The organism is Virgibacillus doumboii, assembly GCF_902806455.1.
Taxonomy (GTDB): domain Bacteria; phylum Bacillota; class Bacilli; order Bacillales; family Amphibacillaceae; genus Lentibacillus; species Lentibacillus doumboii.
This window is the reverse complement of sequence record NZ_CADCWQ010000001.1, coordinates 3,234,774-3,249,601: the sequence shown is the minus strand read 5'-3', so window position 1 is coordinate 3,249,601 and position 14,828 is coordinate 3,234,774. Positions and strand designations below refer to the sequence as shown.

14 protein-coding genes, 2 tRNA genes and 1 rRNA gene are annotated in these 14,828 nt (G+C 41.1%); 13 read left to right on the top strand and 4 right to left on the bottom strand.

Annotated features, from left to right (window positions below; translation table 11 throughout):
• Nucleotides 1-97 precede the first annotated feature (97 nt).
• From rrf to G6R02_RS16200, 9 genes are all read left to right on the top strand, one after another.
• Nucleotides 98-213, top strand: a 5S ribosomal RNA gene (rrf, locus tag G6R02_RS16240).
• Nucleotides 214-390: 177 nt separating this feature from the next.
• A tRNA-Met gene (locus G6R02_RS16235) sits at nucleotides 391-467 on the top strand.
• An 88-nt stretch (nucleotides 468-555) separates the two neighbouring features.
• Nucleotides 556-632, top strand: a tRNA-Asp gene (locus G6R02_RS16230).
• A gap of 216 nt (nucleotides 633-848) precedes the next feature.
• The gene (thiL, locus tag G6R02_RS16225; protein WP_164670265.1) at nucleotides 849-1,832 is read left to right on the top strand and encodes a thiamine-phosphate kinase; all 984 of its coding nucleotides are present in this window, start codon (nucleotides 849-851) and stop codon (nucleotides 1,830-1,832) included.
• Nucleotides 1,829-2,284, top strand: coding sequence for a tRNA (adenosine(37)-N6)-threonylcarbamoyltransferase complex ATPase subunit type 1 TsaE (tsaE, locus tag G6R02_RS16220; RefSeq protein ID WP_164670264.1), 456 nt, complete (start codon nucleotides 1,829-1,831; stop codon nucleotides 2,282-2,284). Before thiL ends, tsaE begins: the two co-directional genes overlap by 4 nt.
• Before the next feature lie 18 nt (nucleotides 2,285-2,302).
• Nucleotides 2,303-3,010, top strand: coding sequence for a tRNA (adenosine(37)-N6)-threonylcarbamoyltransferase complex dimerization subunit type 1 TsaB (tsaB, locus tag G6R02_RS16215; RefSeq protein ID WP_164670263.1), 708 nt, complete (start codon nucleotides 2,303-2,305; stop codon nucleotides 3,008-3,010).
• Nucleotides 3,003-3,461 carry a ribosomal protein S18-alanine N-acetyltransferase gene (gene rimI, locus G6R02_RS16210; protein ID WP_164670262.1) on the top strand — a complete coding sequence of 153 codons (459 nt, stop codon included), beginning with the start codon at nucleotides 3,003-3,005 and terminating at the stop codon, nucleotides 3,459-3,461. The genes tsaB and rimI overlap by 8 nt, the downstream gene beginning before the upstream one ends.
• On the top strand, nucleotides 3,448-4,458 hold the full coding sequence (gene tsaD, locus G6R02_RS16205) for a tRNA (adenosine(37)-N6)-threonylcarbamoyltransferase complex transferase subunit TsaD (protein WP_164670261.1): 1,011 nt from the start codon (nucleotides 3,448-3,450) through the stop codon (nucleotides 4,456-4,458). The genes rimI and tsaD overlap by 14 nt, the downstream gene beginning before the upstream one ends.
• 333 nt (nucleotides 4,459-4,791) lie before the next feature.
• Nucleotides 4,792-5,970 (top strand): FtsW/RodA/SpoVE family cell cycle protein, encoded by a 1,179-nt coding sequence (locus G6R02_RS16200; protein ID WP_164670260.1) that lies wholly within the window; start codon nucleotides 4,792-4,794, stop codon nucleotides 5,968-5,970.
• Between the two features lie 64 nt (nucleotides 5,971-6,034).
• Here G6R02_RS16200 and G6R02_RS16195 read toward each other — a convergent pair whose 3' ends face one another.
• Together G6R02_RS16195 and G6R02_RS16190 are read right to left on the bottom strand one after the other, a co-directional pair.
• Nucleotides 6,035-7,948, bottom strand: a complete 1,914-nt coding sequence (locus G6R02_RS16195; protein ID WP_164670259.1) for an ABC-F family ATP-binding cassette domain-containing protein — start codon at nucleotides 7,946-7,948, stop codon at nucleotides 6,035-6,037.
• Between the two features lie 383 nt (nucleotides 7,949-8,331).
• A complete protein-coding gene (locus G6R02_RS16190; RefSeq protein WP_246202593.1) occupies nucleotides 8,332-10,038 on the bottom strand; it encodes an IS200/IS605 family accessory protein TnpB-related protein in 1,707 nt (568 codons plus the stop codon).
• Between the two features lie 227 nt (nucleotides 10,039-10,265).
• On the opposite strand from G6R02_RS16190, the gene moaC reads away from it, so the two are divergent.
• From moaC to G6R02_RS16175, 3 genes are read left to right on the top strand one after another with little or no spacing between them, the layout of a single operon-like run.
• Nucleotides 10,266-10,751: a cyclic pyranopterin monophosphate synthase MoaC gene (gene moaC, locus G6R02_RS16185; RefSeq protein WP_164670258.1), complete on the top strand. Its 486-nt coding sequence runs from the start codon at nucleotides 10,266-10,268 to the stop codon at nucleotides 10,749-10,751.
• Nucleotides 10,752-10,761: 10 nt separating this feature from the next.
• A complete protein-coding gene (locus G6R02_RS16180) occupies nucleotides 10,762-11,397 on the top strand; it encodes a redox-sensing transcriptional repressor Rex (protein ID WP_164670257.1) in 636 nt (211 codons plus the stop codon).
• A 14-nt stretch (nucleotides 11,398-11,411) separates the two neighbouring features.
• The gene (locus G6R02_RS16175; RefSeq protein ID WP_246202592.1) at nucleotides 11,412-12,719 is read left to right on the top strand and encodes a DHA2 family efflux MFS transporter permease subunit; all 1,308 of its coding nucleotides are present in this window, start codon (nucleotides 11,412-11,414) and stop codon (nucleotides 12,717-12,719) included.
• Between the two features lie 349 nt (nucleotides 12,720-13,068).
• Here the strand turns inward: G6R02_RS16175 and G6R02_RS16170 are convergent, their stop codons facing one another.
• Together G6R02_RS16170 and G6R02_RS16165 are read right to left on the bottom strand one after the other, a co-directional pair.
• Nucleotides 13,069-13,263, bottom strand: a complete 195-nt coding sequence (locus G6R02_RS16170) for a YdiK family protein (protein WP_164670256.1) — start codon at nucleotides 13,261-13,263, stop codon at nucleotides 13,069-13,071.
• Nucleotides 13,264-13,270: 7 nt separating this feature from the next.
• Nucleotides 13,271-13,984 (bottom strand): CPBP family intramembrane glutamic endopeptidase, encoded by a 714-nt coding sequence (locus tag G6R02_RS16165; RefSeq protein WP_164670255.1) that lies wholly within the window; start codon nucleotides 13,982-13,984, stop codon nucleotides 13,271-13,273.
• Between the two features lie 541 nt (nucleotides 13,985-14,525).
• Here G6R02_RS16165 and groES point away from each other — a divergent pair.
• Complete coding sequence (gene groES / locus G6R02_RS16160; protein WP_164670254.1) at nucleotides 14,526-14,810, top strand: co-chaperone GroES; 285 nt, start codon at nucleotides 14,526-14,528, stop codon at nucleotides 14,808-14,810.
• Nucleotides 14,811-14,828 lie beyond the last annotated feature (18 nt).

Sequence of the window (14,828 nt, the reverse complement as noted above, 5' to 3'; positions counted from 1 at the left end):
GCATATAATATATCTTGTCTTTCAAAATAGATAAAGGATGTTCTGTTAAGACCGTTCACATCCTGTGAACAACACAGAACGACCTGCATCGTGCAGGCCTGGTTGTAATAGCGGAGAGGACACACCTGTTCCCATGCCGAACACAGCAGTTAAGCTCTCCAGCGCCGATGGTAGTTGGGGCTTTGCCCCTGCAAGAGTAGGACGCCGCCAGGCATATCAAATAAATATTATTTTATATTATCTCATGCCGCGGGGTGGAGCAAGCCGTAAACATCCTTGAGAAACATCCATGTGCAGGCTTGTGAGGAGTGCAACTTCCCCGAAAAGACATTCAATACGACGAACAGAACTAATTTAGGCAGGACGCAACAATTTAAAATTATCTCATACCGCGGGGTGGAGCAGTCTGGTAGCTCGTCGGGCTCATAACCCGAAGGTCGCAAGTTCGAATCTTGCCCCCGCAACCAAATTACTTCAACTGACTGCATCGAGTAGAAAAATATTTAAGTTGAAAACTTCAAGACTTTACGTACAACTAAATTATTTACACATAATGGTCCGGTAGTTCAGTTGGTTAGAATGCCTGCCTGTCACGCAGGAGGTCGCGGGTTCGAGTCCCGTCCGGACCGCCATTATTCAAAAGTAACCATGTTTCCAGTAACGGAAGCATGTTTTTTAGTTTCTATGCCTTTATTTTCTCTACTAAATAGTTTGTCCTCTAATTTATTTCTTCTTATTGCTTTGAATAATGAAGCAACCTAAATAAACCAAATTCGACATTTACTTTTTCTTTTCATGCTCTTTTTTGCTATCATTGGACATAGCTAAAAAGAAATTGGTGATAATCAATGGATGAATTTTCATTTATTAATTCAATCAAACAACATACATATAAACAGCCAACCATTATAAAAGGTGTTGGTGATGATGCAGCAGTTTTCAGGCAAACATCACAGGATATCGTAACAGCAGTTGATACATTTGTTGAAGATATACATTTTTCAAGAAAGACAATGAATCCGTTTCATGTTGGTTACAGGGCGCTTGCAGCAAATATCAGTGACTTAGCCGCTATGGGTTCAACCCCGGCATTTTACCTGGTATCAATCGTTATTCCGGAATCCTGGTCTGATAATGAATTAAATCAAATATATAAAGGTATGGTAGCCTTGGCTGGACAGCACAGAATGGATTTAATCGGAGGAGACACTGTTTCAGGTAAGGAACTGTCCATCTCTGTTACTGTAATCGGTTATGTAAATAAAAATAAGGCACGTTACAGAAGCACGGCACAACCAGGAGACGTTGTGTTTGTTACCGGGACTTTAGGAGACTCACAGGCTGGATTTCACATGTTAAACAATCCTGACAATTATATGGATGAGGAATACTATTATCAAAGACATCGCATGCCCGAACCAAGAGTTTCATTTGCAAGAGAACTGGAAAGATTATCAACTGTAACACTGAATGATATCAGTGATGGTATTGCAAATGAAGCGAATGAAATCTGTGAAGCTTCGAAAGTAAATTTAACTATTTACGAAAATAAACTGCCAACAAGTACTTCTTTTCACCAATTCTCTGAAGAACTTCAGTATAGGTGGAAGCTGTTCGGTGGGGAAGACTTTGAACTAGCAGGAACAGTTTCTAGGCATGAATGGCCAAACATGAAAGCTGTTGCTGAAGAAACAAAAACACCACTGTCAGAAGTCGGGTATGTTACGAAAGCTAAGAATGACGAACATCATGTATTTTTAATTGATCGTAACCAGCAAATGAAACGGCTGGAGAAACAGGGTTATACACATTTGAAGCAGGTGAAAAAATGAGCGAGCATCAGATGAAAGTAAATTCGGATGAAGAGACAATTCAAACAGCTGAACGTTTGGCATTATTGGTAAAACCTGGCGATGTAATCACTTTAGAAGGTGATCTTGGAGCTGGAAAAACAACTTTCACAAAAGGTATTGCTCATGGACTGGGTGTGAAACGAACGGTTAACAGTCCTACCTATACAATTGTGAAAGAATATGAAGGTGAGCTGCCGCTTTATCATATGGACGTCTATCGCCTGGAGGATTCTGATGAGGATATCGGGTATGATGAATATTTCAATGGAGACGGTATCACCGTAGTAGAATGGGCACATTTTATTGAAGACTATTTGCCTGTTGAACGTCTTAATATAAAAATATCGTATGTTGATGAACATTCCCGCCTTTTGGAATTTTTTCCTATTGGCGCACATTTTGAAAGAATTACTGCCGAAATAATCGGTTAACTATGAGGAGTTACTTGAATGAATATACTTGCAATGGATACATCGAATCAGCTATTAGGTATCGCGATACATAAGGAAAATCAGCTGATTGGTAAAGTGGTGACGAATGTAAAAAAGAATCATTCGGTGCGATTAATGCCTGCAATCGACCAGTTGATGCGTGAGGTTAATATGGCACCTGATGAACTTGACAAAATAGTTGTGGCAAAGGGTCCGGGCTCGTATACCGGTGTGCGGATAGGTTTAACCACGGCAAAATCAATGGCATGGTCGCTGGATATTCCGGTTGTTGGCGTATCAAGTCTTGAGGTGCTTGCCTATCAGGGCAGGTTTTCTGAAGCCTGCGTATGTCCTTTTTTCGATGCCCGGCGCGGTTTGGTTTTTACGGGGTTGTATCAATGGAAGAACGGAAGTCTTGAATCAGTAAGTGAGGAAAAAAATGTACTGATGACCGATTGGCTGGGACAATTAGCAGATTCTCGGAAGGATGTTCTATTTTTAAGTCCGGATATAAACATGCATCGTGATTCCATTAAACACTATTTGGGGGACAGGGCGATTGTTCCGGACGGATCGTTTCATACAGCGGATCCGTCCCATTTGGCGTTAACCGGAATGCATAAAAGCTCGGATAATACCCATACACTTACACCGAATTATTTACGACTGGCCGAAGCAGAAGCAAACTGGCTGAAAGCACAAAAGGATAAAGAAAGCAATGGGTGAGTTGGTTATTCGGGAGATGGACTTCTCAGATTTGGATGGTGTTATGCAGGTGGAACAGGCATCCTTTACGTCACCATGGCCCAGGGAAATTATTACGCAGGAACTGATGCACAATCAGCATGCACACTACTATGTAATGGAATTGGACGGAAATATTGTTGGTTATTCAGGCGTATGGCTGGTACTTGATGATGCGCAGATTACAAATATTGCTGTCATGCCATCGTTTCGTGGTCACAAACTGGGAGAGAAGTTATTTTTGTATACGATTGAGCAAGTGATGAAATTGGGTGCAAAACGCCTGTCACTTGAAGTGCGTGTGTCCAACGTTGTAGCACAGCGTATGTACCGAAAGTTTGGTCTGGTTCCGGGTGGAGTCCGTAAAAATTATTATACGGATAATCAGGAAGATGCTATTGTAATGTGGGTGAATTTATATGAAAAAAGATAATCTGATTTTAGCAATTGAAACGAGTTGTGACGAAACAGCTGTAGCAATCGTCAAAAATGGCAGGGAGATTGTTTCCAATGTTGTAGCCTCCCAAATCGACAGTCATAAACGATTCGGCGGGGTAGTTCCGGAAATTGCCTCCAGGCACCATGTGGAACAAATAACGATCGTGCTTGAAGAAGCTTTTAACGAGGCAAATGTGACATGGGATGATATTGACGCAATTGCCGTTACAGAAGGTCCTGGACTTGTTGGCGCATTGTTGATTGGTGTGAATACGGCTAAAGCACTGGCATTTGCAAAACAAAAACCACTGGTTGGAGTGCATCATATTGCCGGACACATTTATGCAAACCGGTATGAAAGTGAATTTCAGTTCCCGTTACTAGCTTTAATTGTATCCGGGGGCCACACTGAGCTTATTTTAATGAAGGAGCATGGGAAGTACGAGTTAATCGGTGAAACACGTGATGATGCAGCCGGGGAAGCATATGACAAAGTTGCTCGCATGCTTGATCTGCCATATCCGGGTGGTCCGCAGATTGATAAACTGGCTGCCGTTGGGGAGGAGAGCATTTCATTCCCAAGGGCATGGCTTGAAGCGGACAGTTTTGATTTTAGTTTCAGCGGTTTGAAATCATCGGTTATCAATACAATCCACAATGCAAAGCAACGTGGGGAAAACCTTCGAAAAGAAGATATTGCTGCAAGCTTTCAGGCAAGTGTTGTTGAAGTGTTAACGAAAAAAACGTATAAAGCTGCTCAATCTTATAATGTAAAACAGGTGATTGTTGCAGGTGGAGTAGCTGCCAACAAAGGGCTGCGTACTGCCTTAAATGAGGAATTCAGCAACTCGGATATTCCGTTGTTAATTCCACCATTGAAGCTGTGCACGGATAATGCTGCAATGATTGCTGCAGCGGGTTATATAGCGTATCAACAAGGTAAACGGTCCGACTGGGCATTAAATGCAAACCCTTCATTGGTTCTAAAATAAGTTACCCACATCGCTGTGGATATTTTTTGCGAAAGCAATGTTTAATTATCTTTTTGATGTGGACAGAAAATGTGGATAACCTTGTGCATAGGTGTGGATTTTGTGAATAACTTTGTTAAAAATCCATTTTATCAGCGTTTTTTTGTGCATAACCCTGTGGATTATCTGAATAACTCCATTTAAAACAATCGTTTGATCAATTTTTTATAGTAATCCTGTTTTATGATGAATTGTTGTGATTGAAACTGGTTAATTACAATAATTGCTCATCTGCGGGTTGAAAAACTTCCTTTTTCGAAAACAACCTATTTATAAAGGAACTTGGTGAATTGTATGCCTAATAAACAATCACATTACATGCAAACAGACTTTATTATTTTACTGACACTATTTTTGTGTGTCAGTTTGCTGTCCATTTATAATGCACAACAACTTCCGCAATATGATGGGGATAATTATGTTATTAAACAGGTAGTTTGGTTTGCTGTCGGGATTATTGCTGCTGCAGTGATTCAATTATTTGATTTGGAGCAGCTGTATAAGGTAAGCATTTTTGTTTATGGCATTGGTGTGGCTGCACTGATGTTATTGCTGGTAGGTCCTGATAGTATTACTAACACTGTTCACGGATCAAAAAGCTGGTTCGCCATTGAGGGCTTGCCCGTGTCTCTGCAGCCGGCTGAATTTACGAAAATGACGACTATCCTTTTTTTGGCTGCGGTGGTAGGTAAGCACAAATCAAAATATGAAAATGCGACATTGAAAAGTGATAGTTTCCTATTATTTAAGATTGGGTTGATCATTGCTGCTCCGGTATTTCTTATTTTACAGCAGCCCGACTTTGGTACGTCGATGGTTTATATTTTTGTCGCAGGTATGATTATTCTTCTTTCGGGTATCGACTGGAAAATAATCCTTTCGTTGATATTGGCTGTGTCGCTTATCATTGGGGGAGCACTTGCACTGACAGTAAAATTCCCGGAACTGTCGCAGAAGGTAATCGGCCTTGAGGAATATCAGGTGGAACGCGTACTGTCGTGGGTTAATCCATCCGAGCAGGATAGTGATGATACGTTTCAGTTTAACAAATCAATGCTTGCACTTGGTTCCGGCCAGTTGTTTGGAAAAGGCATGTCAAGTCTGCAGGTGGAAACCCCTGATAATCACACAGACTTTATATTTTCGGTTATCGGCGAGAGTTTTGGATTTCTGGGGACGGCGGTTGTCATATTTCTGTACTTTTTATTATTGTATAGGCTTGTGATATTGGGGCTAAACAGTTCCTGGCATACACCATTTGGTGCTTATTTATCTTTTGGCTATATGAGCATTTTATTGATCCACACATTTCAAAATGTCGGTATGACCATTGGAATTATGCCAATCACCGGGATTCCGCTATTATTGATCAGTTACGGGGGCAGCTCCGTCATGGCAACGATGATAGGATTTGGTCTCGTTTACCGGGTCGCTGTGGAAAATAGCATTCAAAATGATTACCTATTTAAATAAGCCGGGACGGGGAAAATCCCCATACCCGGCGAAACGGGACAACAAACTTTTCTCCCCGCGTCTCTTATTCCTGCAATGCTGTCCATTCTTCCATGAGATGCTCAATTTCCTGTTTCAGGTCACTTGATTGTTTTGTGAATTCCAATGCTTTTTCATGGTCCTCATAGACTTCCGGTTCGGCCATTTTTTGTTCAACCGATGCCAAATGTGTTTCAAGGTTTTCAATCTTTGATTCAAGTTCATCGATTCGACGCTGTCTTTTCCGCTCTTCACGTTGAATCGATTTTCCCTCTTTAAATTTTGATTTCTGCTGTTCCTGGTTTTGCACAACCTCTGTTGACTGTTTCAGTCGTTCGATTTCTGCTTCTTCCTGTTTTTTCTCCGTATAATAGTCGTAATCACCCAAATAAACCGTTGCTCCATTGAGCTGCATTTCCACAACCTGATCGGTAATCTTATTAATGAAATAACGGTCGTGTGACACGAAAATAATTGTTCCGGGATAATCCATCAATGCGGCTTCGAGCACCTCTTTACTGTCGATGTCCAAATGGTTTGTCGGCTCGTCAAGCACTAGAAGGTTAGCTTTCTGCATCATCAGTTTCGCAAGTGATAACCGCGCCTTCTCTCCGCCACTCAGGGCATTTACCGGCTTCAAAACATCATCACCGGAAAATAAAAAATTCCCCAGCACGGTCCGAATATCCTTTTCGTTGACATTCGGGTATTCATCCCATAATTCATTGAGGACTGTCTTGGTCGATGATAAAGTTTGCTGCTCCTGATCATAATAGCCAATTTCCACATTGGTACCTAGCTGAATCGACCCGTCAGCCGGTTCTAACCGCCCGATAATTGTCTTTAATAGCGTTGTTTTTCCAACCCCATTCGGACCAACGAGGGCAATGCGCTCCCCGCGATTAACATGAAAGGTCACATTTGAAAAAACATCTTTATCCTCGTATTGAAACGCAAGATTATCAATCTTTAACACATCATTACCACTGCGGCGGTTGATTTGAAAAGAAAACGAAGCGGATGATTCATCACCTTTTGGCTTGTCCAGCTTTTCCATTTTTTCCAATTGCTTACGCCTGCTTTGGGCCCGCTTCGTTGTTGATGCACGGGCGATGTTTCGCTGGATAAAATCTTCCATTTTCCGTATTTCCGTTTGCTGTTTTTCGAATTCCTTTAATTCTTTTTCGTAATCCTCTGCTTTTTGCTCTAAAAATTTGCTGTAGCTGCCAATGTATTTCCTCGTTTTATGACGGGAAATCTCATAAACAATTGAGACGGTTTTATCGAGGAAGTAACGGTCGTGTGAAACAATCGCAACCGCACCTGGATAGCTTACTAAATAGTTTTCCAGCCATGATAAGGTGTCGATGTCCAGATGGTTTGTCGGTTCATCGAGAATTAACAATGCCGGTTTTTTCAGCAATAGCTTTCCAAGAGCCAACCGTGTTTTTTGTCCGCCGCTTAATTGATTGATCGGCGTTTCGTAATCATAATCACCAAAATTCAGGCCGGTAAGGACAGCTTTGATATCAGCCTCATAACGATAACCGCCGCCTGCATCAAAAGCCTGCTGTTTCTTATCATAATCCAGCAATAGCTGTTCATAGTTTGCATCAGAAAGGAAGGCAGCACGTTCCATTTCTTTTTCCATCGTTCTGAGTTCCTGTTCCTGACTGATTAGGTCCCTGAATACTTCTTTCATTTCACCCCAAATCGATTTATCTGATTCCAGACTCGTATGCTGTGACAAATATCCGATGGTCAGGTCCTTTGGTTTGATTAATTCCCCTTCATCATAAGAAAATTCACCGTTCATAATTTTCAGCAATGTCGATTTCCCCGCACCATTTCGGCCGACAATGGCAATTCGGTCATTTTCTTTTATTTCAAGTTTAATATTAGCTAAAATTTCTTCTGCTCCAAATGATTTTGAAACACCATTAAGCTGCATGATAATCATTTCGTTCACCTCATCCTATCTAAGAGGTTGTTCAAAAAGTCCGGTAAAAATGACACGTCGAATTTCTTCGTTGGCTTTAGGGGAACTTCTGCTAAGATCGCCCATGTCCTGTGGGCAACGCAGAAGTCACCACATCCTGTGGAAGCTCGCTCCTCATGTACCTTTTCATGTACACTCCGGTGTCGGGAGCTATGCCGCCTCGAACTTCTCGGTCCTTTTTATCCTCCTTTGAACTCATCCTATCTAAGTGTACCGTATAATGAATTAGCTGAGCAATGATATTGTGAATTGAACTACCCATACTTAACATCTTCGCAATTGTTTGAAGTGGGGGATTCTGAAATAATCAGACATACGTCTCTGTATGACCGCTTCCCGTTCAACTAGGAAGCGGTTTTTCTGCTTTCTAATTTCGACAAACCTTTTTGTTCCGGGCCTGTTAAAGCACCTGAAACAAAGAATTCACCTGTGTTGTGAAACCTGTCTACATCAAAAAGCTCTGAAAGATAGAATGCATGTGTACGCACTTCTTTCAGGGGCTTAGAAATATACTTCCACTGCGTCCAGTGATGCGCACCTATCATCTTCTCCGGTAATAGTGCATCCAACACTGGTGGAAGTTTTTCTTGGAATCCCATTGCTCTTCTGGCAATCACATAACTTGCTGCTTGATGAATGGATATGCCACACCGTTTCATATATTTTATTTTGCCAATTTGGCTCGTATATGCTGGATTGACTTCATATACAGCAACACCCTTTTTCTCCGCTCTGGATTTGATAGCGGTTATCATTTTCTTATAAGCAAACATGGACATCTTATGATTTGCTTTTTTATTCCCATAAGGATGAGCTACTTTTGAAGTAGTTGTATCGATGTTCTCCAAAGTAATTGGCTTGTTTGCTTTTTGGGCAATGTTTACTACTGTAATGGTTTCTGCCTCCATGATCTTGGTAATTTGCCCAGACGTTTTATCCTCTAGGTTAAATGGCAAGGTACATGAAGAAATCAGTTGCCCTTTTGCGTTGATGTTGGTAATCGCAAAATGATCAACATTACAATCTATCCCAATAATCCCATCAGCTTTTGAATAATTTATGTGCGGATTAGCCTCCACATCTACAATACATTTCACTATATAGTAATCACCATGATCCTCAAGGGACCAAGCAATCGGTTTTCCATATTTTTTCTTGTTTTTACAATTTTGTTGGGTATGGACTGCATACTCGACTTTTTCCTGACCATATGGAAAATGAATGTTTTCCATGTTAACGCAAGTACCGCTTGGCGTTTTGAAGTGGAGTTGTTGATTTTCTATATCATATTGGAATACGAAATTCCCCATCCCGGCATCTTTACGCCCCGATAGTGCCATTTTCTGATAACGGGATTGCTGCCACGCTTCCTGCCATGTTTCGTGGTCGTCGATGTAGCATTGTTTCGTGTATTGCGATTTAAACAGCTTTTTCGAACCGAAAACAACACTTGAAATATGGGTCCGTAACTGTTTTAATTCTTCCTCTTTTCGAATCCGTTTTGACGTTAGAAAACCGATTCTTGTTTGAAGCTGATGAATAGCTGGATCAAGATATGTATGTTCAAACTGGTACGCATGATAATAGATATCCGTTTTCTTTTTAAAGTTTACAACAAAAAAGTTGTCCTGTTTTTGTTCTTTCGCATTCTTAGGAAATGTTGGATTATCTTTGATGAAGGATGTTTTGATTTTTCTCAAGGTGGTTAATCGGGAGCGGTCCTTTTTCAGTTTCCGTTTAATGGAACGAATTTGTGCTGTTTTATTTTTGATGTAAAGTTTTTTCAGTTCATCCAAGCTTTTTAATTGGGCATTTGCAGCCTGAACAGCACTATTGGTGTAATAATCATCCAATTGAAATGTTTCTTTGACGACTAAATGACTTGACTTTTCTCGCTTACTCTGGCCTGAACGTTTTTCCTTTACGAAGGTGTTTAAGACGAACTGTTTTGCACGGTTGAAACGGAAAAGAGCATCATGAATAGCATCAACAAATGTGATGGGAAGTGTATTCTTATAGATTCGATTGGAGAAAAACACCTTTGTACTCATCGCTCCGTATCCCCTTATATTTCGTTATCCCTTATTATACACGAACAAATGTTCTTGTCAACAAAAAATTTCTACATTGGAGGGGCGATTCATCCCTGCCTATTCATTGGGTTTCACCCTGCATATTCCCTGAGGAGGGGGTCTTCACTCAAAGAAAATAAATCACGACGTATAGATTATTATCTGCTAAAATGGGTTATAGTTCAGAAAACAATGGAGTTGAGCGTATGACAGATTTTACTCATTTTAACGAACAGGGCAGGGCGAAAATGGTCGACATCAGTGAAAAAAAGGAAACCGAACGGACTGCCACTGCCGCTTCAAGTATTTTTGTAACGAAAGAAATTTATGACAAAATAAGCGCCGGTACAATGAAAAAAGGCGATGTATTGGCAGTTGCCCAGGTTGCCGGGGTTATGGCAGCCAAAAAAACATCGGATTGGATACCGATGTGTCATCCATTACAGTTGAAAGGAATTGACATTTCGTTTGACTGGGAGATTTCAGAAGATACATACGAGCTGAAAATCGAGGCATTCGTGAAAACAAAGGGAAGTACCGGTGTTGAAATGGAAGCGCTCACAGCAGCTTCTGCGACAGCACTTACCATTTATGACATGTGCAAAGCGCTTGATAAAGGGATGGTCATTGGCCAAACGTATTTATTATCCAAACAAGGTGGTAAATCAGGCGATTACCGTCGGGAAGATTAGGGGGAGAACAATGGAAAAAAATAAAATACCACAAGCTACTGCAAAGCGGCTGCCATTATATTATCGATTTATCAATAACTTGAATCACCAGGGAAAAAAGCGCGTATCTTCCAAAGAACTGAGTGAAGCAGTAAAAGTGGACTCTGCCACCATTCGCAGGGACTTTTCCTATTTTGGTGCATTGGGGAGAAAGGGTTATGGCTATGATGTTGAATATTTATTGAGGTTTTTCCGGAAAACCCTGGATCAGGACGAAGTAACCGAAGTAACACTGATTGGTGTTGGGAATCTTGGCACAGCCTTTTTACACTATAATTTTATGAAAAATAACAATACCAAAATAGTAGCGGCGTTCGATGCCAACCAGGACAAAGTTGGTACCGAAGTTGGTGGTGTACCTGTATTCCACATTGATGACTTAGAGAAAAAAATGAAAGGTGTACATGTCGCCATTTTAACGGTACCTGCCAATGAAGCGCAGAATATTACGAACAGACTTGTCGATTTCGGGGTCTCGGGAATTCTTAATTTCACACCGGCCCGCATTACCGTTCCGGAAAAAATCCGCATCCATCATATCGATCTGGCGGTGGAACTGCAGGCATTGGTTTACTTTTTAAAACATTACCCATTGGATCAGGAGTAACTGGAGGATAATTCATGCGAAAAATAGATTCAAAATGGCTTGTCGTCGTGTCCGTTTTATTCGGAACATTCACGGTCATTTTAAACAATAGTATGCTGAACCCGACGTTACCAACGTTCATGGAACTGTTTAACACCAATGCGGTTGCTGTCAGTTGGATGCTGACGATTTTCATGGTTTCCATGGGAATGACAATGCCGCTGACAGGATACCTGGGCGACCGGTTTGGCAAAAAGCGCGTTTACATGACCGGACTTGTGATCTTCATGATTGGTTCGATATCAGGTGCATTAGCCCCTGATTTATCGATGATTATTGCTTCGCGGGCCATCCAGGGTACTGCCGGCGGACTGATGATGCCGATCGCTATGGCGCTAATATTTAATGCGTTCCCACGACAGGAACGTGGTATGGCCGTCGGGATTTACGGAATAGCAGCAATGGTGGCACCGGCAATCGGCCCAACAGTTGGCGGAATCGTTATTGAATACTTTACCTGGCAATTTCTGTTTCTATTCAACATACCATTTGCACTCGCAGGGGTTATTTTTTGTGCCAGGTATTTAAAGCCGACTGAAAAAAATCCGGACCTTAAGTTCGATATTGTCGGGTTTTTATTAATCACATCCGGTGTCGGGTCTATATTATATGCCTTAGGCCGCGGGTCAACGCTGGAACTGCTATTGTCGCCAATCAGCATAAGCCTGATTGCAGTTGGAATAGTTCTCATTATAATATTTGTAATCTATGAAAATAAGCAGGAGCAGCCATTACTGAATCTGGCAATCTTTAAAATTCCAACCTATTCCGTTTCCATTGCGGTAACAGCTACTGCATCAATCGGGTTGTTTTCCGGGATATTCCTGCTTCCATTGCTGATTCAGGAAGTATATGGAATGAGCGAAATTCAGACAGGATTGCTGTTTTTGCCTGCTGCATTGTTAAGCGGCGTGTTCATGACACTGGGCGGGAAGCTGTTGGATATGAAAGGGCCGAAATATGTTGTTCCAGTTGGACTGTTGCTTCTTGGCGGATTTACACTGGCACTTGGATTCAATACATTATCCACGTCTTTCTGGTTCATCCTGATTTTACATTGTTTCCGAAGTGCAGGACTTGGAATGTGCAACATGCCGGCAACAACTGCAGGCATGAATGCTATTCCCGATAATCAGGTTGCTCAAGGGTCGGCAATGAACAATGTCATCCGGCAAATTTTTTCGTCGTTCGGGATCGTCTTTTTCTCGATTTACTATGAAGTACGGCGAGCACAATTGTTTACCTTGGATATGGAAAAAAAGCTGGCAACTTGCAGGCATTAAATGAGGCATTTATAATCGCCGGAGTTTTCATATTACTGATGATCCCTGTGTCGTTTGTGATGAAGGGTGCGAATGAGTTGAGGAGCAGCAGTACGTCATAAACGTCAAAAAACGCTTGAACTTTTTTCGTTCAAGCGTTTTTGCTGCGGACATATTTTCCATTATTATTGAAAATAATACCATTTTCAGGACCTTGGCGGACATATATTCCATTACACAGGTGAATTTGCAGGTTATTACTTCTTTTTTGATCAATTAACGGAACTAATGTCCGCGATCTCCATAAAAACCCCGTTTTTGTTACAAATAACGGAACAAATGTCCGGACCGGATCAATGTCCCCGGCCAGTTATTTCTTTTTCTTCAGTTTAAAGTGTAGTCTCAGCATTCTTATGCCCACACCGAAATCGAGTGTCGCAATGAAAGCCAGAACAACCGTTGTTAAATTCCAGATGGTTTCATCTACACTTTGAATGGCAACATACGTGAAAAGTATTCCCATTATAAAATAAATAAAAAACAAACTTTTTGGTGTAGTTCTCATGACGATGTCAGCCCCCAATAAGTATCATCTGCATCTGTTCATATTGCTTAATCATACGTTCGATTTTTTCAGGATCAAGCATGTATTGAAAGATAACGACAATTGAATTCATCAGCATATGGACAATAATCGGTACAATAATCCGCTTTGTCTGGACATACAGGAACGCGAAAACAAATCCCATCGCAGTATAGATAAGAATATGCACTGGCTCCAAATGGATAATTCCAAAAATAATGGACGATAAAATTGCTGCAATGAAGAAGTTTGTCCGCTTGTAAATGGAACCAAAAATTATTTTCCGGAAGATGAGTTCTTCCATTATCGGCGCAATCAGAGCCGGAACAATCATGAATATCGGTGCCGAACGTGATATATCCACAATGGTTTGTGTGTTTTCCGATCCCGGTTCAATACCGAATACATTCGTTTCAATCGTAACAGCAATACCCTGTGCGAAATAGGCCATAAATAACCCAACGACCACCCATAGAACCATCATCCCTGCTGATGACGCATCACGATGCAATGGTGTTTTCATATCAGGCCGCATCAGTAATAAAATTACGGCAAGTCCAAGAATAAAGCTTGTGATTGTCCAGGAAACGATTGCTTCCTGCTCGCTGAGTGGCAAAGTAAAATACAGGAGCGGAACAAACAACAGCCCGGAAATTTGCATAATAATATATGTAAGGATTACATACCAGTATCGATTTGGCAAAATAAGAACGACTCCTTTTAGCATTTCTGAATTTATATAGTTTATGCTGGACAATATCTCAGTATTAAAAACCCTGCTAAATATTTTATCATAATTTCCATTCACGTTATAATGGAAGGGCTTTGTCGGACAAGGTTAAAAGGCTTGTTTTTTAACCACCTCGCGCAATAAACAGTCGAAGACGCGCGAAAAACCGGGAACTCGCGCAATAAACAACCATAGACGTGCGAAAACCTGAGAGCTCGCGCAACGAACAATCTAAGACGTGCGAGAAACTGGAAATTGTTGATGTAAAGCAGGTTTGTATACGCCCGGCGTGACCCTGGGCAGTGCGGCTTGAAGTGGACGCACTCCTTTTCACTTGTTACAACAGAATTGTGTCCTTCTAAAAACAACTCAAAAACCTGAAAATGTTTTAGTGAATAATACTTGCATTTTAAATCAGATTTATTTATTATAATAATTGGAATTAGCACTCGTTGCATTTGAGTGCTAACAATCAATCAAATAAAAATAGGAAAAGAATTAAGGAGGTTGTCACATGATTAAACCACTAGGAGATCGTGTTGTCATCGAGCTTGTTGAACAAGAAGAACAGACTGCAAGCGGTATTGTACTTCCAGACTCTGCAAAAGAAAAACCACAGGAAGGTAAAGTAGTTGCAGTAGGTTCCGGACGTGTTACCGACAATGGAGAAAAGGTTGCACTGGAAGTAAAAGAAGGGGACCAGATTATTTTCTCTAAATTCGCCGGAACAGAAGTGAAATATTCAGGTACAGAATACTTAATTCTTCGAGAAAGCGACATCCTGGCTGTTATCAGCTAAGGAAAAGTCTGTAAATAT

What these genes read in the sequence shown, in the direction of transcription:
- thiL (WP_164670265.1), top strand. Translation starts at nt 849, where the DNA reads ATGGATGAATTTTCATTTATTAATTCAATCAAACAACATACATATAAA.
- tsaE (WP_164670264.1), top strand. Translation starts at nt 1,829, where the DNA reads ATGAGCGAGCATCAGATGAAAGTAAATTCGGATGAAGAGACAATTCAA.
- tsaB (WP_164670263.1), top strand. Translation starts at nt 2,303, where the DNA reads ATGAATATACTTGCAATGGATACATCGAATCAGCTATTAGGTATCGCG.
- rimI (WP_164670262.1), top strand. Translation starts at nt 3,003, where the DNA reads ATGGGTGAGTTGGTTATTCGGGAGATGGACTTCTCAGATTTGGATGGT.
- tsaD (WP_164670261.1), top strand. Translation starts at nt 3,448, where the DNA reads ATGAAAAAAGATAATCTGATTTTAGCAATTGAAACGAGTTGTGACGAA.
- G6R02_RS16200 (WP_164670260.1), top strand. Translation starts at nt 4,792, where the DNA reads ATGCCTAATAAACAATCACATTACATGCAAACAGACTTTATTATTTTA.
- G6R02_RS16195 (WP_164670259.1), bottom strand. Translation starts at nt 7,948, where the DNA reads ATGATTATCATGCAGCTTAATGGTGTTTCAAAATCATTTGGAGCAGAA.
- G6R02_RS16190 (WP_246202593.1), bottom strand. Translation starts at nt 10,038, where the DNA reads ATGAGTACAAAGGTGTTTTTCTCCAATCGAATCTATAAGAATACACTT.
- moaC (WP_164670258.1), top strand. Translation starts at nt 10,266, where the DNA reads ATGACAGATTTTACTCATTTTAACGAACAGGGCAGGGCGAAAATGGTC.
- G6R02_RS16180 (WP_164670257.1), top strand. Translation starts at nt 10,762, where the DNA reads ATGGAAAAAAATAAAATACCACAAGCTACTGCAAAGCGGCTGCCATTA.
- G6R02_RS16175 (WP_246202592.1), top strand. Translation starts at nt 11,412, where the DNA reads ATGCGAAAAATAGATTCAAAATGGCTTGTCGTCGTGTCCGTTTTATTC.
- G6R02_RS16170 (WP_164670256.1), bottom strand. Translation starts at nt 13,263, where the DNA reads ATGAGAACTACACCAAAAAGTTTGTTTTTTATTTATTTTATAATGGGA.
- groES (WP_164670254.1), top strand. Translation starts at nt 14,526, where the DNA reads ATGATTAAACCACTAGGAGATCGTGTTGTCATCGAGCTTGTTGAACAA.